Origin of the sequence: Leifsonia sp. Leaf336 (genome assembly GCF_001423695.1) — a bacterium.
GTDB lineage: Bacteria > Actinomycetota > Actinomycetes > Actinomycetales > Microbacteriaceae > Leifsonia.
Window position 1 is genome coordinate 799,713 of the sequence record NZ_LMOZ01000002.1, and the last position, 25,030, is coordinate 824,742.

The 25,030-nt window shown below is 69.9% G+C and carries 23 protein-coding genes; 11 read left to right on the forward strand and 12 right to left on the reverse strand.

Translation table 11 applies throughout. The features are described from left to right. The first annotated feature begins 10 nt into the window (after nucleotides 1-10). Nucleotides 11-1,432 carry an NAD(P)/FAD-dependent oxidoreductase gene (locus tag ASF88_RS12635; protein WP_055918868.1) on the forward strand — a complete coding sequence of 474 codons (1,422 nt, stop codon included), beginning with the start codon at nucleotides 11-13 and terminating at the stop codon, nucleotides 1,430-1,432. A 21-nt stretch (nucleotides 1,433-1,453) separates the two neighbouring features. Here the strand turns inward: ASF88_RS12635 and ASF88_RS12640 are convergent, their stop codons facing one another. From ASF88_RS12640 to ASF88_RS20445, 5 genes are all read right to left on the reverse strand, one after another. Further along, the gene (locus ASF88_RS12640) at nucleotides 1,454-1,831 is read right to left on the reverse strand and encodes a hypothetical protein (protein WP_055918871.1); all 378 of its coding nucleotides are present in this window, start codon (nucleotides 1,829-1,831) and stop codon (nucleotides 1,454-1,456) included. A gap of 246 nt (nucleotides 1,832-2,077) precedes the next feature. Continuing rightward, nucleotides 2,078-2,773, reverse strand: a complete 696-nt coding sequence (locus ASF88_RS20440; protein WP_157498341.1) for a hypothetical protein — start codon at nucleotides 2,771-2,773, stop codon at nucleotides 2,078-2,080. Between the two features lie 5 nt (nucleotides 2,774-2,778). Further along, nucleotides 2,779-3,165 carry a hypothetical protein gene (locus ASF88_RS12645; RefSeq protein ID WP_055918874.1) on the reverse strand — a complete coding sequence of 129 codons (387 nt, stop codon included), beginning with the start codon at nucleotides 3,163-3,165 and terminating at the stop codon, nucleotides 2,779-2,781. A gap of 13 nt (nucleotides 3,166-3,178) precedes the next feature. Continuing rightward, nucleotides 3,179-4,918, reverse strand: coding sequence for a T7SS effector LXG polymorphic toxin (locus tag ASF88_RS12650; RefSeq protein WP_082518942.1), 1,740 nt, complete (start codon nucleotides 4,916-4,918; stop codon nucleotides 3,179-3,181). Beyond that, on the reverse strand, nucleotides 4,915-5,187 hold the full coding sequence (locus ASF88_RS20445; RefSeq protein WP_157498342.1) for a hypothetical protein: 273 nt from the start codon (nucleotides 5,185-5,187) through the stop codon (nucleotides 4,915-4,917). The genes ASF88_RS12650 and ASF88_RS20445 overlap by 4 nt, the downstream gene beginning before the upstream one ends. A gap of 30 nt (nucleotides 5,188-5,217) precedes the next feature. On the opposite strand from ASF88_RS20445, the gene ASF88_RS12655 reads away from it, so the two are divergent. From ASF88_RS12655 to ASF88_RS12665, 3 genes are all read left to right on the forward strand, one after another. Beyond that, nucleotides 5,218-6,585 carry an NAD-dependent succinate-semialdehyde dehydrogenase gene (locus ASF88_RS12655; protein ID WP_055918879.1) on the forward strand — a complete coding sequence of 456 codons (1,368 nt, stop codon included), beginning with the start codon at nucleotides 5,218-5,220 and terminating at the stop codon, nucleotides 6,583-6,585. Between the two features lie 132 nt (nucleotides 6,586-6,717). After that, a complete protein-coding gene (locus ASF88_RS12660) occupies nucleotides 6,718-8,664 on the forward strand; it encodes an esterase/lipase family protein (RefSeq protein WP_055918882.1) in 1,947 nt (648 codons plus the stop codon). 34 nt (nucleotides 8,665-8,698) lie between these two features. Continuing rightward, a complete protein-coding gene (locus ASF88_RS12665) occupies nucleotides 8,699-9,649 on the forward strand; it encodes a PrsW family intramembrane metalloprotease (protein ID WP_055918884.1) in 951 nt (316 codons plus the stop codon). A gap of 78 nt (nucleotides 9,650-9,727) precedes the next feature. On the opposite strand, the gene ASF88_RS12670 is transcribed toward ASF88_RS12665, so the two are convergent. The 4 genes from ASF88_RS12670 to ASF88_RS12685 form a co-directional block, all read right to left on the reverse strand. Next, nucleotides 9,728-10,570, reverse strand: coding sequence for a hypothetical protein (locus ASF88_RS12670; protein WP_055918887.1), 843 nt, complete (start codon nucleotides 10,568-10,570; stop codon nucleotides 9,728-9,730). A gap of 113 nt (nucleotides 10,571-10,683) precedes the next feature. Next, entirely contained in the window at nucleotides 10,684-11,667 is a 984-nt protein-coding gene (locus ASF88_RS12675) for an RNA polymerase sigma-70 factor (protein ID WP_235493435.1), read from the reverse strand. Next, a complete protein-coding gene (locus ASF88_RS12680; RefSeq protein WP_055918890.1) occupies nucleotides 11,664-12,596 on the reverse strand; it encodes an NAD-dependent epimerase/dehydratase family protein in 933 nt (310 codons plus the stop codon). The genes ASF88_RS12675 and ASF88_RS12680 overlap by 4 nt, the downstream gene beginning before the upstream one ends. Nucleotides 12,597-12,707: 111 nt before the next feature. Then, nucleotides 12,708-13,871, reverse strand: coding sequence for a hypothetical protein (locus tag ASF88_RS12685; protein WP_055918893.1), 1,164 nt, complete (start codon nucleotides 13,869-13,871; stop codon nucleotides 12,708-12,710). Between the two features lie 172 nt (nucleotides 13,872-14,043). On the opposite strand from ASF88_RS12685, the gene ASF88_RS12690 reads away from it, so the two are divergent. Together ASF88_RS12690 and ASF88_RS12695 are read left to right on the forward strand one after the other, a co-directional pair. Continuing rightward, entirely contained in the window at nucleotides 14,044-14,244 is a 201-nt protein-coding gene (locus tag ASF88_RS12690; RefSeq protein WP_055918896.1) for a hypothetical protein, read from the forward strand. A 41-nt stretch (nucleotides 14,245-14,285) separates the two neighbouring features. Next, nucleotides 14,286-14,867 carry a YdeI/OmpD-associated family protein gene (locus ASF88_RS12695; RefSeq protein ID WP_055918899.1) on the forward strand — a complete coding sequence of 194 codons (582 nt, stop codon included), beginning with the start codon at nucleotides 14,286-14,288 and terminating at the stop codon, nucleotides 14,865-14,867. Between the two features lie 24 nt (nucleotides 14,868-14,891). Here the strand turns inward: ASF88_RS12695 and ASF88_RS12700 are convergent, their stop codons facing one another. Further along, nucleotides 14,892-15,563 carry a TetR/AcrR family transcriptional regulator gene (locus ASF88_RS12700; RefSeq protein WP_055918902.1) on the reverse strand — a complete coding sequence of 224 codons (672 nt, stop codon included), beginning with the start codon at nucleotides 15,561-15,563 and terminating at the stop codon, nucleotides 14,892-14,894. Nucleotides 15,564-15,622: 59 nt separating this feature from the next. Between ASF88_RS12700 and ASF88_RS12705 the strand changes: the two genes are divergently transcribed. The 3 genes from ASF88_RS12705 to ASF88_RS12715 all read left to right on the forward strand — a co-directional run bounded on the left by ASF88_RS12705 (nucleotide 15,623) and on the right by ASF88_RS12715 (nucleotide 19,135). Then, the gene (locus ASF88_RS12705) at nucleotides 15,623-16,480 is read left to right on the forward strand and encodes an SDR family NAD(P)-dependent oxidoreductase (protein ID WP_055918905.1); all 858 of its coding nucleotides are present in this window, start codon (nucleotides 15,623-15,625) and stop codon (nucleotides 16,478-16,480) included. A gap of 66 nt (nucleotides 16,481-16,546) precedes the next feature. Next, nucleotides 16,547-17,161: a GNAT family N-acetyltransferase gene (locus ASF88_RS12710; protein ID WP_055918915.1), complete on the forward strand. Its 615-nt coding sequence runs from the start codon at nucleotides 16,547-16,549 to the stop codon at nucleotides 17,159-17,161. A 102-nt stretch (nucleotides 17,162-17,263) separates the two neighbouring features. After that, the gene (locus ASF88_RS12715; RefSeq protein WP_055918918.1) at nucleotides 17,264-19,135 is read left to right on the forward strand and encodes an alkyl/aryl-sulfatase; all 1,872 of its coding nucleotides are present in this window, start codon (nucleotides 17,264-17,266) and stop codon (nucleotides 19,133-19,135) included. A gap of 25 nt (nucleotides 19,136-19,160) precedes the next feature. Here the strand turns inward: ASF88_RS12715 and ASF88_RS12720 are convergent, their stop codons facing one another. Further along, entirely contained in the window at nucleotides 19,161-21,827 is a 2,667-nt protein-coding gene (locus ASF88_RS12720) for a DUF4062 domain-containing protein (RefSeq protein ID WP_055918921.1), read from the reverse strand. Between the two features lie 68 nt (nucleotides 21,828-21,895). Then, a complete protein-coding gene (locus ASF88_RS12725) occupies nucleotides 21,896-22,846 on the reverse strand; it encodes a DUF1996 domain-containing protein (RefSeq protein WP_055918924.1) in 951 nt (316 codons plus the stop codon). Nucleotides 22,847-22,956: 110 nt separating this feature from the next. Here ASF88_RS12725 and ASF88_RS12730 point away from each other — a divergent pair, with 110 nt between their 5' ends. Together ASF88_RS12730 and ASF88_RS20680 are read left to right on the forward strand one after the other, a co-directional pair. Further along, a complete protein-coding gene (locus tag ASF88_RS12730; protein WP_055918927.1) occupies nucleotides 22,957-23,643 on the forward strand; it encodes a response regulator transcription factor in 687 nt (228 codons plus the stop codon). Continuing rightward, nucleotides 23,640-25,019, forward strand: coding sequence for a sensor histidine kinase (locus ASF88_RS20680; RefSeq protein ID WP_055918930.1), 1,380 nt, complete (start codon nucleotides 23,640-23,642; stop codon nucleotides 25,017-25,019). The genes ASF88_RS12730 and ASF88_RS20680 overlap by 4 nt, the downstream gene beginning before the upstream one ends. Nucleotides 25,020-25,030 lie beyond the last annotated feature (11 nt).

Sequence of the window (25,030 nt, forward strand, 5' to 3'; positions counted from 1 at the left end):
AAGGAGCCCCATGCCCCACACGACCGTCTTCGAACGGCACGCCCCGTCGGCCGCCGCGATCGCGCACCTCCTGGACGTCAGCGAGCACGGCTCGTTCTGGATCGCCGATGCGCCGAGTGCCCGCCGCCCCGCCGTCGAGGAGCCGCTGCGCGCTGACCTCGCCGTGGTCGGCGGCGGCTACCTCGGCCTCTGGGCCGCCCTGCTGGCGAAGCAGCGGGATCCCGGCAGGCGGGTGGTGCTGCTGGAGGCCGAGCGGATCGGCTGGGCGGCCTCCGGACGCAACGGCGGCTTCTGCGAGGCGAGTCTCACGCACGGCGAGATCAACGGACGCGGGCGCTTTCCGAAGGAGTTCGACCGTCTCCAGCAGCTCGGGCGCGAGAACCTCGACGCGATCGAGCGCACGCTCGCCGAGCTCGGCATCGACGCCGATTTCGAACGCACGGGCGTGCTGAACGTCGCCGTCGAGCCGCATCAGGTCGCCTGGGCGCAGGAGGCCGCGGCCGACGGGGAGGGCGAGTTCCTCGACGAGGCCGCCGTGCGCGAGGAGGTCGACTCGCCGACCTATCTCGGCGGAGTGTGGAACCGCCGCGACGCCGCCCTCGTGCACCCGGCGAAGCTGGCGCGGGGGCTGGCCGAGGCGTGCGAAGCGCTGGGGGTGGAGGTCTACGAGGGCTCGCCCGTCGGCGACGTGCAGACCACGGGCTCCGGCCCGGTGCGGCTGCCCGTCAACGGCACAGTCGTCAGCGCCGATCGGGTGGTGCTGGCGACCAACGTCTTCCCGTCGCTGCTGAAGCGCAACCGGCTGATGACGGTGCCGGTGTACGACTACGTGCTGATGACCGAGCCGCTGACGGCCTCCCAGCTCGCCGACATCGGCTGGACGAATCGGCAGGGACTCGCCGACATGGGCAACCAGTTCCACTACTACCGGCTCTCGCACGACAACCGACTGCTGTTCGGCGGCTACGACGCGATCTACCACTACGGCCGTCGCGTCGAACCGGCCTACGAGGAGCGCCGGGCGACGTTCGAGCGGCTCGCGGGGCACCTGCTCACGACCTTCCCGCAGCTGGAGGGCATCCGCGCCACGCACCGCTGGGCCGGCGCGATCGACACCTGCAGCCGGTTCTGCGCGTTCTACGGCACGGCGCGCAAGGGCCGCGTTGCCTACGCGAGCGGGTTCACCGGCCTCGGCGTCGGCAGCACGCGGTTCGCCGCGCAGGTGCTGCTCGACCTCCTGGGCGGCACGCCGACGGAGCTGACCGAACTGAAGATGGTGCGCAGCCGGCCGACGCCGTTCCCGCCGGAGCCGCTGGCGAGCACCGGCATCAACCTGAGCAGGTGGGCGCTGAACCGCGCCGACCACAACGAAGGACGCAGGAACGCCCTCCAGAAGACCCTCGATGCCGTCGGCCTCGGCTTCGACTCGTAGCGCTTCAAATGGCGGGGTCGTCTACAGGCGCACCGCTCCATCGATTGCGCTCACCAAGTCCCACAGCGTTCCATCGCTGTCCAGAATCCAAAGAGGCGCGCGGAGAGATTCGGCGAGTCGCCGCATCCACTCGATGAATACATGCTCCCAACGGCACTCGACGAGACAACAGCTCAGTTGCGGCAGAGGCACCGGAGGACGCCTGCCTTGGTACTCGTTCGGCGGTTCTACTACATCAGGGTCGTCTGCGCCCTGATGCGAAAAGACGGTGGTCCCGAGGCCTTGGGCGTCGATGTATTGAGCGACATCGTTCCCGCGGCTGCCGCCCGCCTCAAGAAGCAACTCAGCAAACGCCTCAAATACCCTCGGGTCTGACGAGAAGACGTACGCCCCCTTCATCGCGCCTCCTTCACAATCGCGACAAGCTCGTCGTCTGTTCGAGTGATCGCGAATCCCTTGCCCTGCCACAGCCTCCCAAGCACCCGTCGGCATGTCGGGGCCCGGGCACAGCCGTCTTGCCCGTTGCTTCGGAGGTCAGCTGTAGCTGGCGACTTGCCGAGGGCGGGCTGGGTCAGCAGGCTGCCGCCCGGACGCCCTTCATTGGCTTTGGCTCCCGGTATCAGCGCGCTGGTAGGCGACAGCGATTCATTGCTCCAAGGTGAGGACGACTTTCCTGCGGGCCGACGGGTTGAAGCACGTCACGATCCACTCGGCTGGAAGCTCTGCGCGCACTCGCTTCGCGAGTGCAAAGCCGTCTTCGAGGAAATTGGCTGGTGCAGTGCTGTTGGCCGGGTCATCGGCGTTGAATAGGGCATCGCCGGAGTCGCTCCAAGCGCGAAGGTCTCGCACTAACTCGCGGCTCAGGCCAAGCTCATGTCCGTCGATACTGTCGATCCCGTATCTACCATCGAGCCAGATGGGATATTGCGTCCATTCATAGTGAACATCAACCCGCGGAGGCTCATCGGGTTCAATAACGGGAAGGGCAATCTTGAAGTCAATTCCGTGGGCCTCAGCATGAGCCTCAAGATACTTGTCCGGCAACCTAAGCCTGCAATACTTATCCACCAGTTCCAGGCTCTCGAGAATTGATTGCGGGTCGGCGTTCTTGGAGATATCACGACCAGGGAAAGAACGGATGGACACACCTGGCTCGACTGGGAGGATCAGGCCGAAGGATCCATACCGCGTTTCCAGCCCGCAATCGAAACCGAACGCTTCGTACATGGTGAAGACAATTCCGCCGGATACGCTGTCACCCGAGTGCACGCGGCCGCGCGTGCCAATGCAATCACGGATGAATCCAGCAACATGCTCCGTGTTGAATTGCGTTCTGGTCACCAGTGCTATTCGGATGCGTGTGCCAACACCACTTCCGGAGGCACAGGGGACGAGATCTGCATCCGGCCCCAGTCTCCTTCGAGGAAGTAGGTGGATCCTTCGGCAGTCATGCTGTCGATGTTGCCGAAATCGATGCTTCCGTCGACTGGGTCGGTGGACGGTGGAACCCCCTGACCCGACCACGTCAGGCTCTTTACGGACGAGAACACGACCTCACCGCGCTTGTAGTGGTAACGCTCGCCATCAGCTGGCGCGGAGTACATTTCGTGCGGAGGGAGCAGAACAACCTCCATGTCAAACACGACGCGCCCAGGCGTGACCGTGATACTCAGGACGAAACTATCCTCCAAGTAAACCTGAGCGAGCGTTTCGTCTATTTCGTGGTAGTCCATTTCCCGTTCCGTTCTAGTCATCAATGTCGATCTCGCGGTGGTTGCCCACCGGATCTTTCCGCTTCACCGGATCACCCGTTGCGGGGTCGAACCGCTCGCCATTCGCGTCCTTGTATTCGACGTGAGGAAAGCCGCTTCCTTCCGCCCGCTCGCTCCCAGACTTGATAGTGATTCGAGGTATCCCGTTTTCATCCAAGTATTTCGCCGGACCGTTTGGGTTCTGCGTTAACGACCACCCTTGTTCGAGGGCAAAGCGTCGGAGCTCGCTCGATTTTGGAATCCGTCCACCTGAAAAGAGATCCTTTAAGGTTTCAGGAACACCGCTGACCGCTTCGCTGACGACTCGGCCCTCGGCGATCGTCAGGTCGTCGCCGGAGTGATGCCCTCCAACCCCTTTGCCCGGATAGGTGGTGGTGGGTGGTTTGCCGATGGGCCGGCGGTTCGTTGTCGTGAAGAGACTGCCCGCTCGCAGGCCCTTGACGGTCGCGGCTCCCGGGATGAGCACGCTGGCGACTTGGCCCGTGACGAATGCGTCGCCGGACAGGATCAGGCCGGCGGTGGTGGAGAGTTGGGCCCAGGCCTGCTCAATACCGCTCAGCGGGTCGGCCGCGAACGCGTTGATGCCGAGGCCGATCTGGTGCACGTTCAGTTGTGCGGCGCTGCTGAATGCCTCGATCACACCCGACCCGACGCCGGCGAGGAACTCTGCTCCCCAACTGCCGGATTGGGCCCCGGGCCGGGCCACGTTGGCGTCGTACCATCGGCCGACGCCGTCCATGAACGTACCGGCAAGGTTGAGGTCGTTACCGGTGGTCAGGACCGAGACATGGTTGATCGCGCTGTTGAACCCGCCGACCAGGAGGCTTGCGCCCAGCACCGTCAGTGTGAACGAGGCTCCGCCGGTAAAGGGGGTCAAGCCCAACCCGATGGCCGTGACCACCGCGCCGGTGAGGATCTGCAACCCGTCCCACAACAGACCCCAGCCCGCATCCTCCTTGCGGGCTGCATCGACATCCTCCACGTACTGAGAGAGCATCCGCTCCCAGCCCGCAACGGCGACGTGCTGATTCGACTGGCAGTAGTCAGTCATTCCGGAGGTCAGCTCGCCCAGCCGCTCGAGGGTGAGGTTGAAACTCCCCGAAGTGTACGAGCGACCTCGCCCAACGGTCAGGGACCCTATATTCGTGAGGACGCCGCGCAGTTCACCGATCAGGTTCCTGACCTGCCCGAACCCAGGGTCCCACGACTCATACGCCTCCCAGGCCTCCCACTGACCCTTCGCGATGGCGTGCATCTCTTGCACGTCCTTGGCCGTCTTCTCAACCGCGTCCGCACCCGCCGTGCCCAGTGACACCAGATGCGACGCATCCGCGACGATCCGCCGCAGCTCGATGCCGAAGCCGCGTAGCTGTGCCAATCCCTGATCCAGCTGGACCAGATGGGCATCGAATTCGTCGCGCACCAACCGGAAGTTCCCGTCACCATCGACCTGGGCGTAACCGTTCCAATACACCCCGACGGCGGTCTGGAACGTGGACACCCCGATCAGAAGCGACCGCAGGATCGGCACATGCACTTCACCGATGTACGCACGCATCGCGTCCGCACCGTGACCACTGATGTTGTTTGAGGCCGCCAAGCTTTCCAAGCCCTGCAGCAACTCGCCGAGTGACTCGCTCCGAGCAGCAAGTCCCTCCCGCAATCCCGGCGACGATGCCTGCCATGCGTCAGCGGAAAACTCCACCACACTCACTGCGCGGCACCATCACGACCGGGCTCCGCGGCCCCATCGAACGTCGCCGCCACTACCACCGCATCTTCGAACACAGGCACCAAAGTACCAGATAGAAATACCGCATTCAGTTTCAAATATGCAAGCGATTCTCCCGATCCGGTATGCGCGCGCGTCTCGATGCCGTCGGCCTGGGCTTCGACTCGTAGCGCGAGTCGCACGCTACCCGTAGGGTCTTTACCGAGGGCCTTTCCCGTAAGGCCCTCTTCGCCACGATCACCCAGGGCCACGACCCCGTCACTGTAGGAATAAGGAGCAACATGAGCTACGCCGTGACCAATCCCGCCACGGGCGAGACGGTCAAGACCTTCGACACGATCACCGACGCCGGTCTCGAAGCCGCGATCGCGTCGGCCGACAACGCGTACCGCACCTGGTCGAAGACGACCACGGTGGAGGAGCGCGCGGCCCTGGTGCGTCGCGTCGGTCAGCTGCACGTCGAGCGTCGCCAGGAGCTGGCCGACATCATCGTGCGCGAGATGGGCAAGCCGGTCGAGCAGGCGCTGGGCGAGGTCGACTTCGCCGGCGCCATCTACGAGTACTACGCGGACAACGCGTCGGAGTTCCTGAAGGACGAGCCGATCCAGCTGCTCGACGGCAGCGGTTCCGCGGTCGTCCGCCGCTCGGGCCTTGGCGTGCTGCTCGGGGTCATGCCCTGGAACTTCCCGTACTACCAGGTGGCGCGCTTCGCCGGACCGAACCTGATCATCGGCAACACCATCCTCCTCAAGCACGCCGAGCAGTGCCCGGAGTCGGCCGCCGCTATCGAGAAGATGTTCCTCGACGCGGGCTTCCCTGAGGGCGCCTACGTCAACATCTACGCGTCGCACGACCAGATCGAGACCGTCATCGCCGACCCGCGGGTGCAGGGCGTCTCGCTCACCGGCTCCGAGCGCGCCGGTGCGAAGGTCGCCGAGATCGCGGGCCGCAACCTCAAGAAGGTCGTGCTCGAGCTGGGCGGCTCCGACCCGTTCATCCTGCTGTCGACCGACGACCTCGACGCCACCGTGCAGAACGCGGTCGACGCCCGTCTCGACAACAGCGGCCAGTCCTGCAACGCGGCCAAGCGGTTCGTCGTCGCAGACGAGCTCTACGACTCGTTCCTGGCGAAGTTCACCGCCAAGCTCGCCGAGGTCGAGGCCAGCGACCCGACGAGCGAGAGCTCGGCGCTCGGCCCGCTGTCGTCGCTGAAGGCGGCGGAGGGTCTCGACGACCAGGTCAAGCGCGCGGTCGCGAACGGTGCCACCCTGGTGCGCGGCGGCGGCCGCAACGGCGCCTTCTTCGAGACCACGGTGCTGACCGACGTCACGCCGGAGAACCCGGCCTCCAAGGAGGAGTTCTTCGGTCCGGTCGCGCAGGTCTTCCGCGCGAAGGACGAGGCGGACGCGGTGCGCATCGCGAACGACACCCCGTTCGGCCTCGGCTCGTACCTCTACACGACCGACGAGGAGCAGGCTCTGCGGGTCGCCGACCAGATCGAGGCCGGCATGGTCTTCGTCAACGTGGTCCTCGCCGACGGCGCGGAGCTGCCCTTCGGCGGCGTGAAGCGCTCAGGTTCGGGCCGCGAGCTCGGCCGTTTCGGCGCCGACGAGTTCGTGAACAAGAAGCTCATCCGCATCGGCGGCTGATTCTCGGGTTCACCGGCGGCCGGTCGTTCCTCCTCACCGGGAGGGGCGGCCGGCCGCTTTCGTCGTGCTTATGATCGGGCAGTAGACCAGCCGGTCTTGACACTTCCTCAGCATTGGCGGGACAGTGTCCCCGTGAACGAGCTTCCGATCGTCTACTGCCGCGGGTATGCCGGCCCGACCAGTCAGATCGACTCCACGGTCAACGATCCCTTCTACGGCTTCAACGAGGGCGCCACACACACCCGGGTCAACGGCGACGGCGACCCCAAGTTCTACCAGTTCGAGGGGCCGCTTCTTCGGCTGCTCGGCGAGCGCGACTACCAGGTGCTCGTGCGGGGGAGCCAGAAGGAACTGCTCGCGACGGCTGCCGACGGCACCCTCCCGCAGAGGTCGATCTGGATCCACCGCTTCTACGACGAAGCCGCTACGACCTACGCCGCACCGACGCCGCGTTCGGGCAACCTCTTCGACCGGGCCATCACCTGGACCGAGGACCTCGTCCGCGAGCACACCTCCGCTCAGGGCTTCGACATCGAGCAGGCGGCGCGGGAGCTCTACGACCTCGTCCTCCAGGTGCGCGAGAAGACCGGAGCGCCGAAGGTGTTCCTCGTCGCGCACTCCATGGGCGGCCTGGTCGCGCGCTGCATGATGCAGAAGGTCTGCGAGGAGGACGGCCGCATCCCCGCCAAGGAGCTGGTCGCCAAGTTCTGCACCTACGCGACCCCGCACGGCGGCATCGTGTTCACCGGCGGCCTTCTGAACTGGCTGATGGAGACCTTCGGGCCGGCCGGTTCGGACATCTTCTCGCCGCCGAAGATGTACGGCTACCTGACGCCGGGCAAGAAGTTCGGCGACAAGCCGATCGGCGAGGCGTGGGACCCCCGCGTCATCCCGCCCGAGGTGTTCGACGTCGATGACGTGTTCTGCATCATCGGGACCGACTCGAACGACTACAACCTGGCCAAGCTGGGGGTCGGGCCGCGCAGCGACGGACTCGTGCTCATCGAGAACGCCTACGTGAAGGGCGCCCACCGCGCGTTCGTCTACAAGTCGCACTCGGGGCCGTACGGCGAGGTGAACTCCGAGGAGGGCTACCAGAACCTGGCGCGTTTCCTCTTCGGCCACTGGTCGGTGCAGGTCGAACTGAGCTCCCTGCCTCCGGCGTCGGCGCTCGACTCCCAGCCGGACGTCGCCTGGCAGGCCGACCTCCAACTCGCCATCCGCGGACTCTCGGTGCTGATCACCGAGCAGAAGGCCGTCCACTACAACCCGGTGCAGCTGAACGCCGAGATCGCCCAGCATGCACGAGGCGCGGCCGGCGACGACTCGGTGGACGCGCCGATCCCGCTCGTGGGGACGTTCCTGTTCTCGAAGGAGCCGCCGACCGACCTCCCGCCGACGAACGTGACGCCGGGAGTGGGGGACGACCTCACGCCGGCGGTCGCGCCGGCCGCTGCGCCCGCGACCGAGGCCGCGACGGAGGCCGCCCCGCCCCGCCAGGGCTGGTGGCACCGCTTCGTCGACTCGTTCAGCGAGGGTGAGGAGGATCAGGAGCGCGAGGCGCCATCGATCGAGCCGGTCAATGTCGCGCTGGACAACCCGCTCGACCCGACCCTCTCCGCCGTCGCGGCGGCGGCGGTCGCGTCGGTCGCGGAGGACATGGCGGCCCAGGCCGCCGCGTCAGCCGCCGGGCCGGCCGGCGACTACGAGCAACTCAGCCAGGACCTCTCCCGGTACGCGCTGACCCTGCGTGTCTACCAGGTCATCACCCGCAACGGCGTCTTCGACTTCAGCAGCAACCTCGAGCAGGTGGGTGACTGGCAGGACGTGCTCATCGTCGACATCGGCCGCTCGGCCGACGGCCGCTTCGGCGCCTGGACGGGCTGGAACAGCGCGGTGCCCGGCGCGATCAACCAGCTCGGGCAGATGACGGAGGAGCTCACCCTCACGCCCGACCCGGACAACCGGAACGTCATCCACGCGGTGCTCCCGCTCCCGGATGCGGCGCGGGCGCTGCCGGTGTTCGGGCCGGCCGCGCGGCTGGCGTTCACGATCACGAACCGCGACGCCGCCCCGTGACCGAAGGAGGGCGCAGCGGAGTAGCGTCGGCCGCATGACCGCCGTCGAAGCGCCGAACGTCGAGAACCGGGACCACCCGCACCACCATCACGGCTGGTGGTGGAAGACGCTGCTCGCAGGGCTCGGGCTGTGGATCGTCACGATCGTCGTGACGGCCTTCACGGGCAACAGCAACCTCGTGCCGACGCTCATCCTGCTGGGCAGTTTCCTCGTGCCGTTCTGCGTGGTGCTCTTCGCGATCGAGCGGGTGACCGGGTCGATCAGCACCCTGCAGCTCATCCTCGCCTTCTTCGTCGGCGGCATCTTCGGGGTGCTCGGGGCGTCGTTGCTGGAGGCCGACCTCCACGAGAGCTTCTGGGTGTACGGGCTGGTCGGGCTGATCGAGGAGTTCGTGAAGGTCGTGCTGCTGCTGATCTTCGGCTGGCGCACGGTGCCGAAGACCGCGAAGCAGGGCGCGCTGCTCGGCGCGACGATCGGCGCCGGGTTCGCGGCGTTCGAGTCGGCGGGCTACGCGTTCAACGCGGCCATCACCTCCCGCGGCATCGACCTGGTCTCGCTGCTGCAGACCGAGCTGGTGCGTGCCATCCTGGCGCCGGTCGGGCACGTGATGTGGACGGCCATCCTCGGCGCCGTGATCTTCGGCGCGGCGGGTGGAGGCCGGCGGTTCCGCTGGTCGTGGTGGATCCTGCTCACCTATGCGTGCGTGTCGCTCCTCCACGCGGCCTGGGACTCGTCGGCCGACATCGCGTCGTTCGTCGCGGTGCTGTTCACCGGCGGCGCCCTGGAGCAGCTGCAGAACGGGACCCTGCAGCAGAGTACGGCCAATCAGGTGGAGGCCCTCGCGACGCTGCTCTACGTCATCGGGCTGGCGTTCGTATCGGCCGTCGGCATCGTCACCCTCTGGCTGGTGCTGCGGCACTACCGCCGCGTGGAGCGGGCCGCTGTCGCGCAACCCGCTGTTCTGCCGGGCACGATCACCCGCTGACGCTGCGCCGAAGGGCACGTCGTTGTCGCTTTCGGGCACTCGAAGTGACAACGACGTGCCCTTCGGCCGATCCCCGCGTCAGTCGTGGCGGTCGGCGGGCGCGATCGGGCCGGGGCGGTCGGCGTAGGTGCGGCCGGTCACGACCAGTCGCAGCAGCGCCGCGGCCACGTCGTGCTGCTCGGCCAGCTCGGCCAGCGGGGCGCCGGCCGCATAGGCCTCCCGGATGCCGCGGACCTCGTCGTCGCCGAGCCTGCGACGGTGAGGCTCGGCGATCGGGCCGCCGTGGGCCGCGTGGCTACTGCCGCGCACGATGAGGCTGACCCGCTGCTGACTCGTGCCGAACCTCCGCGCGATCTCGGTCTGCGAGACGCCCTCGCTGTGGAGGCGGCGCATCTGCACGACGTCGTCGTCCTCCCCGGAGGTCTCGACGACGCCGGTCGTGGCGCCGCGGACCACGGACGCGATGGTCCAGTGCGAGACGCCGAAGGCCTCCGCGACCGCCGCGCGGTCCTCGCCGGCCGCGAGCCGTTCGCGGATGCGCTCGACCTGCTCCACCGTCAACGGACGCGCGCGGGTGACGGCGGCGCTGGTGAGCGGGCCGCCGACGTCGGCGAAGGCGCGGCCGGACGCGATGTTCGAGACCATCTGATGCGAGATCCCGTAGCGCGCCGAGATGTCGGCCCGCGGTGTGCCCGCGGCCACGGCCTCCCGGATCGCGACGACCTCCTCGCTCGTGACCTTGCGGCTCTTGCCCGGCAGGATCGGGCCGCCCGCCTCCAGCCGTGACCGGCCGGTGACCAGGCTCGACACGGTGTTCTGCCGCACCCCGTACTCGTCCGCGAGCTGCACCTGGCGCGCACCCGCGGCGTACTTCTCGCGCAGCTCGCGCACCTGCGCGTCGGAGAGCGGGACGGAGGCCATGAGCCGAGAGTAGCGGCGACCGCCGCCCGGGCGGAACGCCTTGCGCGTCCGGTCGTCGAGATCCGGGCGCGGCGCTCACTCCGGGAGGCGGCGCTCACTCCGGGAGCCGGCGCTCAGTCCGGGAGACGGCGCTTCGCCAGGGGAGGCAGCGGGTCGCCGCCGGAGGCGAGGCGGGCCCGGTTGGCCTCCCGCACCACCGACCAGGCGTCCCCGACCGGGCCCACGTGTCCGAGCTTGTCGGGGTTGATGACGCTGCGGATCGTCTGGATGCCGCCCGGCACGATCTCGAGGACCATCGTGTTGATCACGCCGCCGTCGCGATCGCGGAACACCGCGCCGGGCTGACCGTTGATCTCCCGCGGCTCGAGCGTGCCGCCGATCGCGAGGAACGGCCCGGACATCGAGACGAGCACGTGCGCGACGTTCTCCAGGCCGACGATCCGCTGCGCCCACTGCGGGGCCTTGCCTCCGCCGTCGCCCACCATGTCGACGTCGGCGACGAGCAGGGCGCGCAGGGCCTCAACGTCGCCCGCGCGGAACGCGTCGAAGAATCGACCGGCCAGGGCCTCCCGCTCCGCACGGTCGGCGTCGAACCGCGGGCGGCCCTCGTCCATGTGTCTGCGGGCCCGCACGGCCAGCTGCCGGCACGCGGCCTCCGACCGGCCGACCGTCGCGGCGATCTCGGGGAAGTCGAACGCGAACACCTCCCGCAGCACGAACACGGCCCGCTCGAGCGGCGAGAGGCGCTCCAGCAGCAGGAGGGCGGCCATCGACAGCGAGTCGGAGAGCTCGGCCGCGCGCTCCGGGTCCTGGTACGGGTCGGACAGCAGCGGCTCGGGGAACCACGGGCCCACGTACGCCTCCCTGCGCACCCGGGCCGAGCCGAGGACGTCGATCGAAACACGAGTCACGACCGTCGAGAGGTACGCCTTGAGCGATCTCGGCTGCACGTCGGCGGCCTCGAAGCGCAGCCAGGTCTCCTGCACGGCGTCCTCGGCCTCCGTGACACTGCCCAGGATGCGGTACGCGATCGAGAACAGCAGGGGGCGCAGCTCCTCGAACGTCTCGTCGGCTCCGGTCACTCCGTCTCCGGTCACTGCAGTCCCTCCTCGAATCCCTGCCGCCACGACGGGTATCGCAGCGTCCAGCCCAGCTCGCGCTTCGCCTTCGCGTTGGAGAAGCCGCGGCCCTCCGTCATCATCATGACGGCCTGGTCGCCCGCAGCGATACGGGCCAGCCAGACCGGGACGCGCCGGGGAGGCTTGGCCCCGGCGACCTTCGCCAGGTAGGGCAGCCATTCGTTCGCGGGCGCCGGGTCGTCATCGACGATGTCGTAGATCCCCGTCGCTCCCTTCTCGAGAGCGAGGACGGTGGCGGAGGCCGCGTCGTCGAGGTGGATCCATGAGCTGTAGCCCTGGGCGCGCCCGACGAGCGGATACTGCCGCTTGCGGACCATCTCCACCTGGTCGTCCGTCGCGCCGGGTCCGTAGAGCGCGCCGTAGCGCAGCACGGTGCCGCCGTAGGCCGTCACGGTGTCCTCCACGTGCTTCATCGCAGCCATGACCGTCGCAGTGGGCGTGCCCACGAACGTGTCGAGCGGATCCTCCTCGGTCTTCACCCAGCCGCCTTCGCGGATGCCGTTCCAGCTCGCGTACCCCTGAGCGAGGAAGCGCGTGACGCCCTGTGCCTGAGCGGCGGCGAGCAGATGGTCGGTGCCCTCCACCCGCAGCCGGTTGGTGCCCGCGAACCACTGGTCGGGGTGCTTGATGTCCGGCTTGCCGGCGTGCGCCGGGTTGATCGCCGTCATCTGGTGGATGATCGCGTCGGGCTCGGCCGACGCCACAGCACGCCCGACGGAGGCGGCGTCCAGCCCGTCCATGACCACGGCCTCCGCGCCCATCGCCTCGATCAGGCCGCGCTTGGTGGATGTCGTGGTCGTCGCCGTCACCGTGTGGCCGTGCTCCACCAGCTGCGGCACCAGCCGCCTGCCGAGCACCCCGCTCCCGCCCGCTACGAACACCCGCATCGTCTTACCCTCCTGGTCTCTGCGTACACCGCTGCGTACACACCCTCAGACGACGCAGCGCAGTGCGCTGTGACACACGCCCGCCGTCAGGCGCGCTGCGGGAGCGAGTCGTCAGAGCGCTGCGCGGGTGTGGAGGCCGTGCACGTTCACGCTGCCCAGGCGCCCGGGCGTGTAACGCAGCTCCACGATGTCCCCGGTCGTCGAGCGGTAGAAGACGTTCTGCGTGCCGAGGGCCGGATTCGCGTAGCCGATCGGCGCCGACCCGGCGGGGAACGATCCCTCGCCTCCGGTGAGCGGATTGACGTGCCAGCCGCTCGGGTCGTTCCAGAACTCGTAGACGATCCCATCGCTTCCGGCGTACACGACGTGCCGGGTGGCGACGGGCGCCTGCGCGTTCGACTCGTAGGCGTAACCCGAGGGCGGGAGGTCGCGGGCGGGCGGGGTCGCGCCGCGGTCCTGGGTCAGATTGAGCGTTGACCAGCCGGCTCCGGCGTTGGAGGCCTCGTGCGTGTCGACGTCGTCGCCGGTCCAGGGGACGTGCCGTGAGCCGTCGGCGGCGAAGCCGTAGCCGGTCGGCTGCGGGAGGGAGTCGTGCGCGGCGCCGACGTTCACGCCGAGGTCGCCGCTGTAGTGCCAGCCGGAGCCGTCCATCGTGTACTCGTGGATGAGCTGGTCGTCGCCCACGTAGTGCACGTGCTGGGTGCCGGCGGCGTCGAATGCGAAGCCGGCGGGGGCCGAGGCGGAGGTCGGGCCTCCGAGCCGGGTGAGGATCTGCTGGCTCCAGGTGGCTCCGTCGCCGGTTCCGCGGCTCAGCAGGTGAACGCCCCGCGGGTCGTCGCCCCGGAAGACGACCTGCTGCACGGCGTGGGTCTTGGACGCCCAGCCCATCGGCGGGTTGACGACGCGCACGACCGTGCCGGAGGCGTCCATGAGGTCGTTCGCGTGCCAGCCGTCCGCCTGGTACAGCTCGTGGATGTGGCCGTCGTCGCCGCTCAGGTAGACGACGTGCTGACTGCCTTCGGCGTCGAACGCATAGCCCGACGGGTCGGAGGTCGCGATCGCTCCCGACGCCTCGTCGGTGATGTCCTTGGGGTGCCACACGTCGTCGGAGCCGCAGTACTGCTCGATGAGGTGGCCGGTCGGTTGGAGGCCGGGCCCGGCCTCCCGGTAGACGACGTGGCGGGTGCCGTCCGTCGCCAGCAGATAGGCGGTCGGGCGCCCCGCGGCGGCGGGTGCGCCGTAGCGCTGAGTGAGGTTGCGTGTTGTCCAGCCCATGAGAGCTCCATTCGTCGAATGCAGCGTCGGCGGTCGTCGGCGTTGACCCGGGAACGGTACCGCCCGTCGCGACCGCGGTGCATCGGTGCGGGCACGGAGGGTGTGGCCGGTGCCGGCTCCCGTCGCTACCCTGGCGGCAAGGGAGTGCGACGGTGACGATCGGGGATGTGGAATGAGCGACAACGGCCGGGGCAGAGTGTACGTCCAGTCCGCCCAATGGGGGTTCTTCTTCCTCATCGCCTACATCGGCGCGGCGGTGTACTTCGTGTCGGTCTCCGACGGTTCGTTCTGGGGTGTCGTCTGGGGGCTGCTGCAGGCGATCGTCTGGCCGGCGTTCGTCGTCTACCACGTGCTCGTGCTGCTGCACGTGTGAGGCGGCCGGCCCGTGTCGGCGCCCGCCGCTAGGGTTTCGGCATGGGGATCGAAGCGGACGAATTGATCGTGGCCGACGCCGCCGCCTGGCGCGCGTGGCTGGATGTCAATGAGGGCGTCTCCGACGGCGTATGGCTGGTGCTCGCAAAGAAGGGCACGACCGAACCGACCTCCCTCACCTACGCGCAGGCGGTCGACGAGTCGCTGTGCAGCGGGTGGATCGACGGCCAGAAGCGCAGCCGTGACGAGGCCACATTCGTCGAGCGGTTCACGCCGCGGCGCGCGTCATCGCTGTGGTCGCAGCGAAACATCGGCCTCGTGGAGGGGCTGATCGCCGAGGGTCGGATGCGCGAGCGCGGGCACGCCGAGATCGAGCGGGCCAAGGCCGACGGGCGGTGGGAGCGCGCGTACGCGAGCTCGCGAACGGCCGAGGTGCCGGAGGACCTCCTCGCCGCCCTCGAGGTGTCGCAGGCGGCCGCGGCCACTTTCGCGACCCTGAACGCGGCGAACCGCTACTCGGTGCTGCACCGCCTGATGACCGCGCCGAGCGCGGCCAGCCGCGGCAATCGCCTCGCGAAGCTCGTCGCCATGCTCGAGAGCGGCGAGACCCCGCACCCGCAGTAGCCGCTTCTCACGCCTCGACGGTGGTCACGCGGCGAGCTGGCCCCGTAAGAGCGCCGTGAGGATGCGCTCGAGCCGCGGCTCCACATCGATCAGCGCGTGCGACATCCGCGGGTCGGAGCGGTAGAGGGTCGCAACCTCCTCCGACGGGGTCGCGATCTGCCAGAACGTCCCGGCGAGGGAGGTCGCGGTCGCAACGACGTCGACGCCGTCCTGGTCTGTCAGCCCGGGCAGCGCGGCGCGGATCGCGGCGACGATGCGGTCGAGGCTCTCCCGGGTGGTGAGCTTGAACCTCCGCACCGCGTCGAGAGAGACGTTGCGCTCGAGGTTGAGGGGCGCCTGCGCGAGCAGGTCGCAGAACGCGCCGCGCGCGGCGAGGGTGCTCGCGAACGCGCGGGCGACCGTGGAGGCCGTGGCCGGCTCGCCCGCGGCGATCCGGTCGCAGAGCACCGGCGTCCATTCGCGCCAGCCGTCCGCGGTGAGTCGCAAGAAGATCTCCTCCCGCGTCTCGAAGTAGCGCAGCATGGCCGACTTGTGCATTCCGGTCTCGACTGCGATGTCGGTGAGCGTCACCTGGCGGATGCCGTCGCGCGCGCCGAGCGTGCGCGCGGCCTCCAGGATCGCGGTCTCGCGCGCGTGCTTGGCCTCGGGGGAGCGGGCGCGCTGGAAGCCGGTGGATTGCGGGTCGGCGGTCGTCATGCTGAGAGTTTACCGCAACCGGGTTGCACAAAATAATGAAACTGTGTTGTATTAACGACATGCAGAAGACATGGTTCATCACCGGTTCCTCCCGCGGCTTCGGCCGCGAGCTCGTCGTCGCCGCGCTGGAGGCCGGCGACCGCGTGGCCGCCACGGCGCGCCGCCCCGAGCAGCTCGACGATCTGGCCGCGCAGCACGGCGACCGCCTCCTCCCGCTCGCCCTCGACGTCACCGACTCCGAGCGCGCCCGAGCCGCCCTCGACGAGGCGAACGCGGCCTTCGGCCGACTCGACGTCATCGTGAACAACGCCGGCTACGCCAACGTCGCTCCGATCGAGACCGCCGACGACGCGGACGTGCGCGCCCAGTTCGAAACGAATTTCTGGGGCGTCTACACCGTGTCGAAGGCGGCCATCCCGCTGCTGCGCGCGCAGGGCGGCGGGCTCATCGTGCAGTTCTCGTCGGTGGGAGGCCGCGTCGGCGGCTCACCGGGGATCGCGTCGTACCAGGCGGCCAAGTTCGCGATCGACGGGTTCAGCCGGGTGCTGCGCGCCGAGACGGCGCCGTTCGGCATCCGCGTGCTGGTGGTCGAGCCGAGCGGGTTCCGCACCGACTGGGCCGGCTCGTCGATGACCGTGCACGACATCCCCGCCGGCTACGAGCAGACCATCGGCGCGGTCAACACGCGTCTCCGCCAGAACCCGGAAGGGCCGGCCGGCGACCCGCGCCGCGCCGCCGAGATCCTCGTGGCGCTGGCCGCTCGTGACGACCTCCCCGAGCACCTGCCGCTCGGCGTGAACGCCGTCGAGATGTCGCTCGCGCAAGACCGTCGCCTGCTGTCCGATGACGAGCGCTGGGCGGCCGTCGGTCGCTCGGCCGACTTCGCCGAGGCCTACCCGGTCGCGTTCCCGGCCTGATCCGGTCGCCCGGAGGTCGCGTGGCGGCCCGCTGACACGGTGCCGCCGCGCGGCTACAGTTCCGGTATGGATGTGCGCACGGCGACGACCGCCGACGTCGAGGCGGTGACCGAGACGCTCGCGCTGGCGTTCCGCGACGACCCGGTGTGGGGTCCGGCGCTGGTCTCCGCCGACGGCCGCACCGACCATCTGCTGCCGTTCTGGCGCGCGTTCGTGGTGGGCGCCGTCGTCCACGACTCCGTGTTCCTCAGCGACGGCCCGGCGGGGGAGGCCGCGACCGTGGCGGTCTGGCTGCCGCCCGGCGTCGATGAGCTGACTCCCGAGCAGGAGCGGGAGCTCGACGCGCTGATGTCCGACGCCCTGGCGCCCGAGCGCTTCGCGGCCTACGAGCGGCTGTGGACGCTGTTCGAGGAGGCGCACCCCCACGAGCCTCCGCACATGTACCTGAGCCTGCTGGCGACGCATCCCGACCATCGCGGCCGCGGCATCGGGCAGCAGCTGCTCGCGCAGAACCTCGCGCGGTTCGACGCCGCCGGCGTCCCCGCCTACCTGGAGTCGACCAACCCGGCCAACAACCACCGCTACGGTCGGGCGGGCTTCCAGCCGCTCGGCGGCTTCCGCGCCGTGCTCGACGACGCTCCGGTGACCACGATGTGGCGGGAGGCCGGCGCGAACTCGTGACGGAGGTCGCGGCAGAACGGGGGTTGCCGAGCGCCTCCCGACTACGCGAATCTCGGCGGTAGCAGTGCGGCTGGAGGCCGTGCGGACCGAGGAGACCACGTCATGAAGCAGAACGACCCCGCCGCGTCGGTCGCCGACGCCAACCGCGCCCTGCTCGGGGCGCTGCCGTTCGACGACACCGCCGACTTCGACGACGCCGATCGCGGGTTCCTCGGCACGCTCGCCGACCCCCGGATCCTGGATGCCGACGGGAACGTGGTCTGGGACGCCGACACGTACGCTTTCGTCGACGGCGACGCGCCCGCCTCCGTCAACCCGAGCCTGTGGCGGCAATCGAAGCTGGTCGCCAAGCACGGGCTCTTCGAGGTCGTGGAGGGCATCTATCAAGCGCGCGGTCTCGACCTCTCGGTGATGTCGTTCATCGAGACCGACGCTGGCGTGATCGTCGTCGACCCGCTCATCTCCCGCGAGACCGGCGCCGCCGCTCTCGCGCTCTACCGCGAGCACCGCGGCGATCGCCCGGTGGTCGCCGTCATCTTCAGCCACAGCCATGTCGATCACTTCGGCGGGGTGCTCGGGGTGGTGGAGAGCGCCGATCTGGAGGCGCGGCGTGTGCAGATCGTGGCGCCGCACGGGTTCCTCGAGCACGCCATCGCCGAGAACGTCTACGCCGGCACCGCGATGGCCCGGCGGGCCGGTTACATGTACGGTGCGGCGCTGGAGCGCGGGCCTCTCGGTCAGGTCGGCGCCGGCCTCGGCCAGACCACGTCGACCGGCGAAGCGGGCATCCTGGTGCCGACCATCGACGTGAAGGAGACCGGTGAGCGGCACGCCTTCGACGGGGTGGAGATCGAGTTCCAGCTCGCCCCCGGCACCGAGGCGCCGTCGGAGATGCACTTCCACATCCCGCGCTACCGTGCGCTGTGCATGGCCGAGAACGCCACCCACAACCTCCACAACCTGCTGACCCTGCGCGGGGCGCTGGTGCGCGACCCGCACGTCTGGTCGCAGTACCTGACGGAGGCGATCGAGCGCTACGGCGACTCCTCCGACGTGCTGTTCGCCTCACACCACTGGCCGACCTGGGGAGCGGAGCGGATCCGGCACTTCCTGGAGGTGCAGCGCGACCTCTACGGGTACCTGCACGACCAGACCCTGCGGTACATCAACCAGGGCTACACGGGCGCCGAGATCGCGGAGGTCTTCGAGCTGCCTCCCGCGCTGGTCGCCGAGTGGAGCACGCACGGCTACTACGGCTCGGTCTCCCACAACGTGAAGGCGATCTACCAGCGCTACATGGGCTGGTTCGACGGCAACCCGGCCCGGCTGTGGCCGCACCCGCCGAAGGAGCAGGCCGAGCGCTATGTGGCCGCGATCGGCGGTGTGGAGCGGGTGGTCGAGCTGGCGCAGCAGGCGTACGACGACGCCGACTTCCGCTGGGCGGCGACGCTGCTCGACCACGCCGTGTTCAGCGAGCCCGACAACGCCGAGGCCAGGGCGCTCTACGCCGACACGCTGGAGCAGCTCGCCTACGGCGCCGAGAACGGCACCTGGCGCAACTTCTTCCTGTCGGGGGCGACCGAGCTGCGGGAGGGGAACTTCGGCACCCCGACGACCGCGAACGCGCCGGCCATCCTCATCCAGCTCTCGCCGGAGCAGCTGTTCGACGCCGTCGCGATCCGCGTGAACGGCCCGAAGGCCTGGGAGCTGGACCTCGCGTTCGACCTCACCCTCACCGACCTCGGGCGCAGCTTCCACCTGACCCTGCACAACGGCGTGTTCATCTACGTCGAGCGCGAGCCGTCGGGCGACGCGCCGCTGCACCTCACGCTCAGCAAGCCGCGGCTGCTGACGCTCGTGGGCGGCGACACCGCCTCCGACGGGCTGACCGTGGAGGGCGACCTGGGTGTGCTGACGGCCCTCGTCGGCGTGCTCGACGAGGACGACCCCGACTTCGCGATCGTGACGCCGTGATGCGCTGACGCCGTGACCCCGGTGGTCAGATCACGATGTCGGGCTCGCTGCGCGCCTCGGAGAGCGCCTCGGCGACGGCCTGCTCGACGGTGAGTTCGCGGCCCGCCGCGATGGCCGCGGTGACCACCGCGGCCTCCGGGCCGGCGAGGAGGTCGTCGAGGTACCGCCGGTGGAACGTGAAGGTGGGGCCGTTGTGGAGGCCGCTGCGCTCCCGCAGCGCCTGCGCGGCCCCGGCCAGCCGCCCCGCGCGCGCACTGTCACCGCTCAGCGCGGCCACCGCCACCATCCCCTCGAGGCCGTAGGCGATCCCTTCGGGGTGGCCGACTGCGGCCGAGATGGTGACGCTGAGCGCGAAGTCTGCGCGGGCGGCGGTCACATCGCCGAGCATCAGCTCGGTCCAGCCGAGGTGGTAGGAGGCGATCCGCGCGCCGACCCGGTCGTCGGCGCCCTGGGTCAGGGCGAGGCTCTGCGCGAAGTGGTCCTGCGCCTCCTGGAGGGCGCCCTCGCGCAACGCCACCCGCCCCAGGAGCACGAGAGCCATCGACTCGCCCCACACGCTGCCCGTCTCGCGGTAGAGCTGCAGGGCGTGCTCCATCACCTGTCGCGCTCGCTCGGTGTCGGGCTTCGCCGAGCCCGCCGAGTCGGCGGAATTGCCGGCGAGCAGGGCCAGGGCGAGCGAGATGCTCGCGAGCCCTTCGCCGTTCGCGTCGCCGGTCTGCCGGAACAGTTCTACGCTTTTCGTGAGGTCGGCCGCGACGGCGCCGTCGGGGTCCTTCCAGAACATGATCGTGCGGCTGAAGTAGAGGGCGATGGCGCGGGTGTGGTCCGAAAGCTCATCACCGGAGGCGAGCGCCTCCTCCATCCAGGTGCGCACCTCGCCGAGCAGGCCGGTGACCCACCAGTACAGGTAGAGGCTGAAGGCGAGGCGGGCTGCGCGGTCCCAGTCGCGGTTGTCGAGCAGGAACCGCTCGGCCGCCCGCAGGTTGTCGCGCTCGTCGCCGAGCCGCTGCATCCACCGGCGCTGGCCCGACCCGCGGAGGTCGTCCTCCGCGTCGTCGCCCATCGCCAGGAAGTAGCGGGCGTGCGCCTCGCGCACCGCCGGCTGCGCACCGCTGCGCGCGAGCTGCTCGCGCGCGTATTCGCGCACGATCGCCTGCATCGAGAACCGCGGCCGGTCGTCGGCGTCGTGCTGGCCGACGAGACTGCTGTCGACGAGTGCGGCCAGGCTGCTGAGCACATCGCTGCTCGGGTAGTCCTGCGTGGCAGGGTCGCCGTCGTCGGCCTCCGCAGCCCCCACGTACTCCGCGGCCTCCAGCGTGAACCCGCCCTCGAACACGCCCAACCGGGCGAGCAGCTGCCGCTGGTCGTCGTCGAGCAGCTGGGTGCTCCACTCGATGGTCCTACGGATGGTCTGCTGGCGGGCCGGGAGGTCGCGCGGGCCGCCGACCAGCACCGACAGCCTCCGGTCGAGGCGGTCGAGCAGCTCGGCGGGGGAGAGCACGCGGACCCGCGCGGCGGCGAGTTCGATGGCCAGCGGCACGCCGTCGAGCGCCGCGCAGACCCGTTCGACGGCGCGCCGGTTGTCGGGCGTGATCTCGAAGTCGGGCTTGACCGCGTGGGCGCGCTCGAGGAACAGGTGCACGGCCTGCTCGTCGGCCAGGGGGCCGACGTCGTAGCTCTGCTCGGCGCTGATGCGCAGCAGCACACGGCTGGTGACGAGGATCGACACCTGCGGCGACGCGGCGAGCAGGGCGGTGAGCGCGGGAGCGGCGTCGAGAACCTGCTCGAAGTTGTCGAGCACGAGCAGGATGCTGCGATCGCGCAGCGCCGTCGCGAGGTTCTCCATGATGGGCGCGTCGCCGGTGTCGCGCACACCGAGCGCCTGGGCGATGCGGCTGGGCACGCGCTCCGCGTCGTGCACCGCCGAGAGGTCGACGAAGACGGAGCCGTCGTCGAAGTCGGGCGCCGACGCCCGCGCCGCCGCGATCGCGAGACGGCTCTTGCCGATGCCGCCGGGGCCGACGAGGGTCACGAAGCGTGCGCCGGAGACCAGCAGCCGCCGGAGCTCGGCGATGTCGGCCTCCCGGCCCACCAGGTCGGTGAGCGGCATGGGCAGCCGCACCGGGTCGGCGACCGCGGGGTCCGGCTCGGAGCGCGGCCCGACGAGCGGGGCCGCCGTGTCGGGGACATCGGCCGCGGCGAGGAGGTCGGCTCTGCTCTGGTCGAACCGCTCGGCGAGGAGAGTGGCGAGGTCGTCCTCCACCAGTCGCGCGAGCTCTTTGGGCGTCTCGAAGTACTTGTAGGCGGCGCGGTCGTCGTCGCGGATGCGGTTCAGCAGCTGACGGAGGCGGTCGTCGCGGTCGCCGGGGGACTTGACGTAGAGGAGCCGCGGCACGTCGTCCGGGCAGAGGTTGTACTCGTCTTCGAGGCCGGAGACCTCCTCGTCGGGGGCGACCCAGCCGTAGCGCTCCCAGTAGAGACCGAGGAAGACGTCGGACTGCTGGAGGTAGGCGCGATAGAGCTCTCGGGGCGGGTGCGGACGCGCGCCCAGTTCGAACATCACCGGGGCGAGGTGGAGGCGCTCGATCGCCGTCTTGGCGGCTCGGCGCTCGGGGGCGAGCTCCTGCAGCGTCGACGAGACGAAGATCCGTAATCGTTGATCGGGAGTCCGGATTACATGAGGGTGGCTCATGTAATGTCATTGTGTTGCGTTCGTATGGAAATGTACAGACTCCGAGCGCTACGAATTTCCACCGTTCGTCAGGGATTCCGCACCGTGCCGCCCCTCGGCGCGGCCTGCGCCCCGCTCACCGGCCCGCAGCGCACCTGCGCGGTCACGCACGCTGCGATGTCGGCGTCCATCCTGCCCTGCTGCCAGCCGCTCACGAAGTCGGCGTGCCCCGTCACCGGGGGCCCCTGCGTCTGCGGCCCGGTGGAGAGGGTGATGCCGTCGCCGCTGCTCGTCGGATAGGTGACGTGCAGCACGAGCTGGGGGATGTGGACCGGATGCGACGACGGGCAGCCCGCGCTCGTCGAGTAGACCGCGCCGGAGCGGTCGCGGCCGTCCATCGTGTGCCCGTCCCAGCAGTTCGGGAAGGTGATCACCAGCCGAAGCTGCGAGCCTCCCGGGCAGTCGTGAGGGAGGTCGCCCCTGGCCGGCTTCTGGTCGGTCGCCGTCGTCGTGCAGGTCCAGTTCACGATCGAGGTGCTCTGCGGCGCGGTGGCGGTCTCGTTCCCCGCGATCAGGCTGATGCCCTCCGGCATCGTGCGTGTCGACGACGCGATCGCGCCGGGCGTGCGCCAATACAGCAGCGTCCGCTGCGGGGTCAGAGCGTGGCCCTGTTGGTAGACGACCGGCGTCCAGTAGGCGGAGGCGTCGGCGGAGGTCGAGCACGTGGTCGACCCGCCGCGCAGCGACGCGGCGGTCGATGAGGCGACGACGGCGGGATTGCCGAAGAAGTCGTGCTGCATCGACATCCCCGTCATCCCGGGCATCATGATCGGGTCGTTCGGCGCGGTCTTCGAGTGGGTGCAGGTGTCGGTGAAGATGCCCGGATTGGTGCCGCCCGAGGGGAAACCGGCGGTGACGACGCGGGGAGGGGCGGAGGCGGCCACAGCGGCGGCCGTGGCGGCGGCGGCGCCGGCAGCGAGCACGAGCGCGGCGCCGAACGCGATCGCGAGACCGGCCGGGGAACGCAGTGAGAAAGCCATGCCCACATCCGACCTCGTGAGCGTTCAGGTCGTGAGAGCGGAATGTAAAGAAACGGTAAGGCCGCAGGGAAACGGCGTGGCACCCGGCGCCGAGCCGTCAAGATGGACGGGTGGGCGAGGAGAGAGGTCTGGTGCTCGTCGTGGAGGACGAGGCCGCGATCGTGGAGCTGGAGCGGCTGTACCTCACCGGCGCAGGCTTCGGCGTGCACGTCGAGACCGACGGCCGGCAGGCCCTGGCGGCTGTGGACAGGCTGCGTCCGGTCGCGATCGTGCTCGACGTCGGCATCCCGGGGCTCGACGGCATCGAGGTCTGCCGCACCCTGCGGGCGCGGGACGACTGGACCCCCGTCATCTTCGTGACCGCGCGCGACGACGAGATCGACCGCATTCTGGGCCTCGAGCTCGGCGCCGACGACTACCTCACCAAGCCGTTCTCACCGCGGGAGCTGGTCGCCCGCATCAAGGGGATGGTGCGGCGGGCGGCGGGGCCGGTCGCCGCTCCGACGCGCACCGTCGGCGGTGTGCACCTCGACGGCTCGCGGCGCCGCGTGGAGACCGCGGCCGGACGTGTGGACCTGACGGCGACCGAGTTCGACCTCCTCGACCGGCTGATGAGCCAGCCCGGGCGCGTGTTCACGCGCGAGCAGCTACTCTCGTCGGTCTGGGGCATCGCCGACTACAGCAGCAGCCGCACGGTGGACGTGCACATCGCCCAGCTGCGGGTGAAACTCGGCGACGCCGCCGGGATGGTCCGCACGGTGCGCGGGGTCGGCTACAGCGTCGCGGACGAGGTGTGAGCGGCGGCAGCGGCGCCCCGGCCCGGCGGCGTTTCTTCGGGTCGTTGAGCGGCCGGTTCGTGCTCGTGACGTTCGCGGTGGCGCTGATCGCCGTGCTGGTGACGGCTCTGGTGGCGGTGCAAGTGGTACAGACCGTCCAGGAGAACCAGGCCCGGCAGCAGCTCAAGACGCAGGCCGCCGCGCTCGTGGCCTCGGGCCGGGCCGGTGCGGGGAGGCTCGCGGTCGTCGGCGACCGGTTCGCGGTGGTGTCGCCCGACGGCACGGTCACCGGCGCCGCGCGCGCCTCCGTCGATCCGTCGGTCGTGCGCGAGCTGCAGGCCGGGCGCACGGTCTCCACGACGACGACGCTGAACGGCAAGGAGGCCGTGCTCGTCGGCATCCCCGGAGCGGACGGCGGGGGGATCGTCGGCGTGCGCAAGGTCGCCGACATCGCCGCGGGTAACGCCGAACTGCTGCGCGGCATCCTCCTCGCCCTCGTGATCGGCCTCGTGGTCGCGACGGCCGCCGGCGTGCTGCTCGCGCGCCTCCTGGGCCGCCCGCTTCGGCGGCTCGCCGACGGGGCACGCGCGCTGGCGGGAGGTCGCCGCCGCGTGCCGATCGAGGCGCAGCCCGTCGCCGAGATCGAGGACATCGCGCAGGCGCTGCGGACGCTCGACACCGCGCTGGCGACGAGCGAGGACCGGCAGCGGGAGTTCCTGCTCTCGGTCTCGCACGAGATCCGCACGCCGCTCACCGCGATCCGCGGGTACGCGGAGGCGCTGGCCGACGGCGTCATCCCGCCCGAGGGCGTGGCGGAGGCCGGCCGCACGCTGTCCGCCGAGTCGGAGCGGCTGCGGCGGTTCGTCGACGACCTCCTGGAGCTGGCGCGGCTGGAGGCCGACGACTTCACGATCGTGCCGCAGCAGTTCGACGTGCGCGAGACCGTGGCCGCCGTGCTACGCGCCTGGTCGGGAGCGAGCGGAGGCGCCGGCGTCGCCCTGCGGGCGCAGCTGCCGGCCGAGCCGCTCGGGGTCGTGACCGACGAGATGCGGCTGCGGCAGATCCTCGACGGGCTGGTGGAGAACGCGTTGCGCGTGGCGCCCGCCGGGTCGGAGATCGTCGTGACGGGGCGCGCCCTCCCGGGGCTGGTGGAGGTGTCGGTGCGCGACCGAGGACCGGGACTGAGCGCCGAGGACGCTCCGGTGGCGTTCGACCGGGGCACGCTGCACGCGCGGTATCGCGGTGCGCGACCGGTGGGCACCGGGCTCGGCCTCTCGATCGCGCACACGCTCGCCGGCCGCCTCGGCGCGACAATCGACGCCGCACCGGCAGAGGGCGGGGGCGCCGTGTTCCGGGTGGTTTTACGTTCCTCTGACAATCCCCGAGCGGCCTCCTGATCTGCGCCTGA

What these genes read in the sequence shown, in the direction of transcription:
- ASF88_RS12635 (WP_055918868.1), top strand. Translation starts at nt 11, where the DNA reads ATGCCCCACACGACCGTCTTCGAACGGCACGCCCCGTCGGCCGCCGCG.
- ASF88_RS12640 (WP_055918871.1), bottom strand. Translation starts at nt 1,831, where the DNA reads ATGAAGGGGGCGTACGTCTTCTCGTCAGACCCGAGGGTATTTGAGGCG.
- ASF88_RS12645 (WP_055918874.1), bottom strand. Translation starts at nt 3,165, where the DNA reads ATGGACTACCACGAAATAGACGAAACGCTCGCTCAGGTTTACTTGGAG.
- ASF88_RS12655 (WP_055918879.1), top strand. Translation starts at nt 5,218, where the DNA reads ATGAGCTACGCCGTGACCAATCCCGCCACGGGCGAGACGGTCAAGACC.
- ASF88_RS12665 (WP_055918884.1), top strand. Translation starts at nt 8,699, where the DNA reads ATGACCGCCGTCGAAGCGCCGAACGTCGAGAACCGGGACCACCCGCAC.
- ASF88_RS12670 (WP_055918887.1), bottom strand. Translation starts at nt 10,570, where the DNA reads ATGGCCTCCGTCCCGCTCTCCGACGCGCAGGTGCGCGAGCTGCGCGAG.
- ASF88_RS12680 (WP_055918890.1), bottom strand. Translation starts at nt 12,596, where the DNA reads ATGCGGGTGTTCGTAGCGGGCGGGAGCGGGGTGCTCGGCAGGCGGCTG.
- ASF88_RS12685 (WP_055918893.1), bottom strand. Translation starts at nt 13,871, where the DNA reads ATGGGCTGGACAACACGCAACCTCACTCAGCGCTACGGCGCACCCGCC.
- ASF88_RS12690 (WP_055918896.1), top strand. Translation starts at nt 14,044, where the DNA reads ATGAGCGACAACGGCCGGGGCAGAGTGTACGTCCAGTCCGCCCAATGG.
- ASF88_RS12695 (WP_055918899.1), top strand. Translation starts at nt 14,286, where the DNA reads ATGGGGATCGAAGCGGACGAATTGATCGTGGCCGACGCCGCCGCCTGG.
- ASF88_RS12700 (WP_055918902.1), bottom strand. Translation starts at nt 15,563, where the DNA reads ATGACGACCGCCGACCCGCAATCCACCGGCTTCCAGCGCGCCCGCTCC.
- ASF88_RS12705 (WP_055918905.1), top strand. Translation starts at nt 15,623, where the DNA reads ATGCAGAAGACATGGTTCATCACCGGTTCCTCCCGCGGCTTCGGCCGC.
- ASF88_RS12710 (WP_055918915.1), top strand. Translation starts at nt 16,547, where the DNA reads ATGGATGTGCGCACGGCGACGACCGCCGACGTCGAGGCGGTGACCGAG.
- ASF88_RS12715 (WP_055918918.1), top strand. Translation starts at nt 17,264, where the DNA reads ATGAAGCAGAACGACCCCGCCGCGTCGGTCGCCGACGCCAACCGCGCC.
- ASF88_RS12720 (WP_055918921.1), bottom strand. Translation starts at nt 21,827, where the DNA reads ATGAGCCACCCTCATGTAATCCGGACTCCCGATCAACGATTACGGATC.
- ASF88_RS12725 (WP_055918924.1), bottom strand. Translation starts at nt 22,846, where the DNA reads ATGGCTTTCTCACTGCGTTCCCCGGCCGGTCTCGCGATCGCGTTCGGC.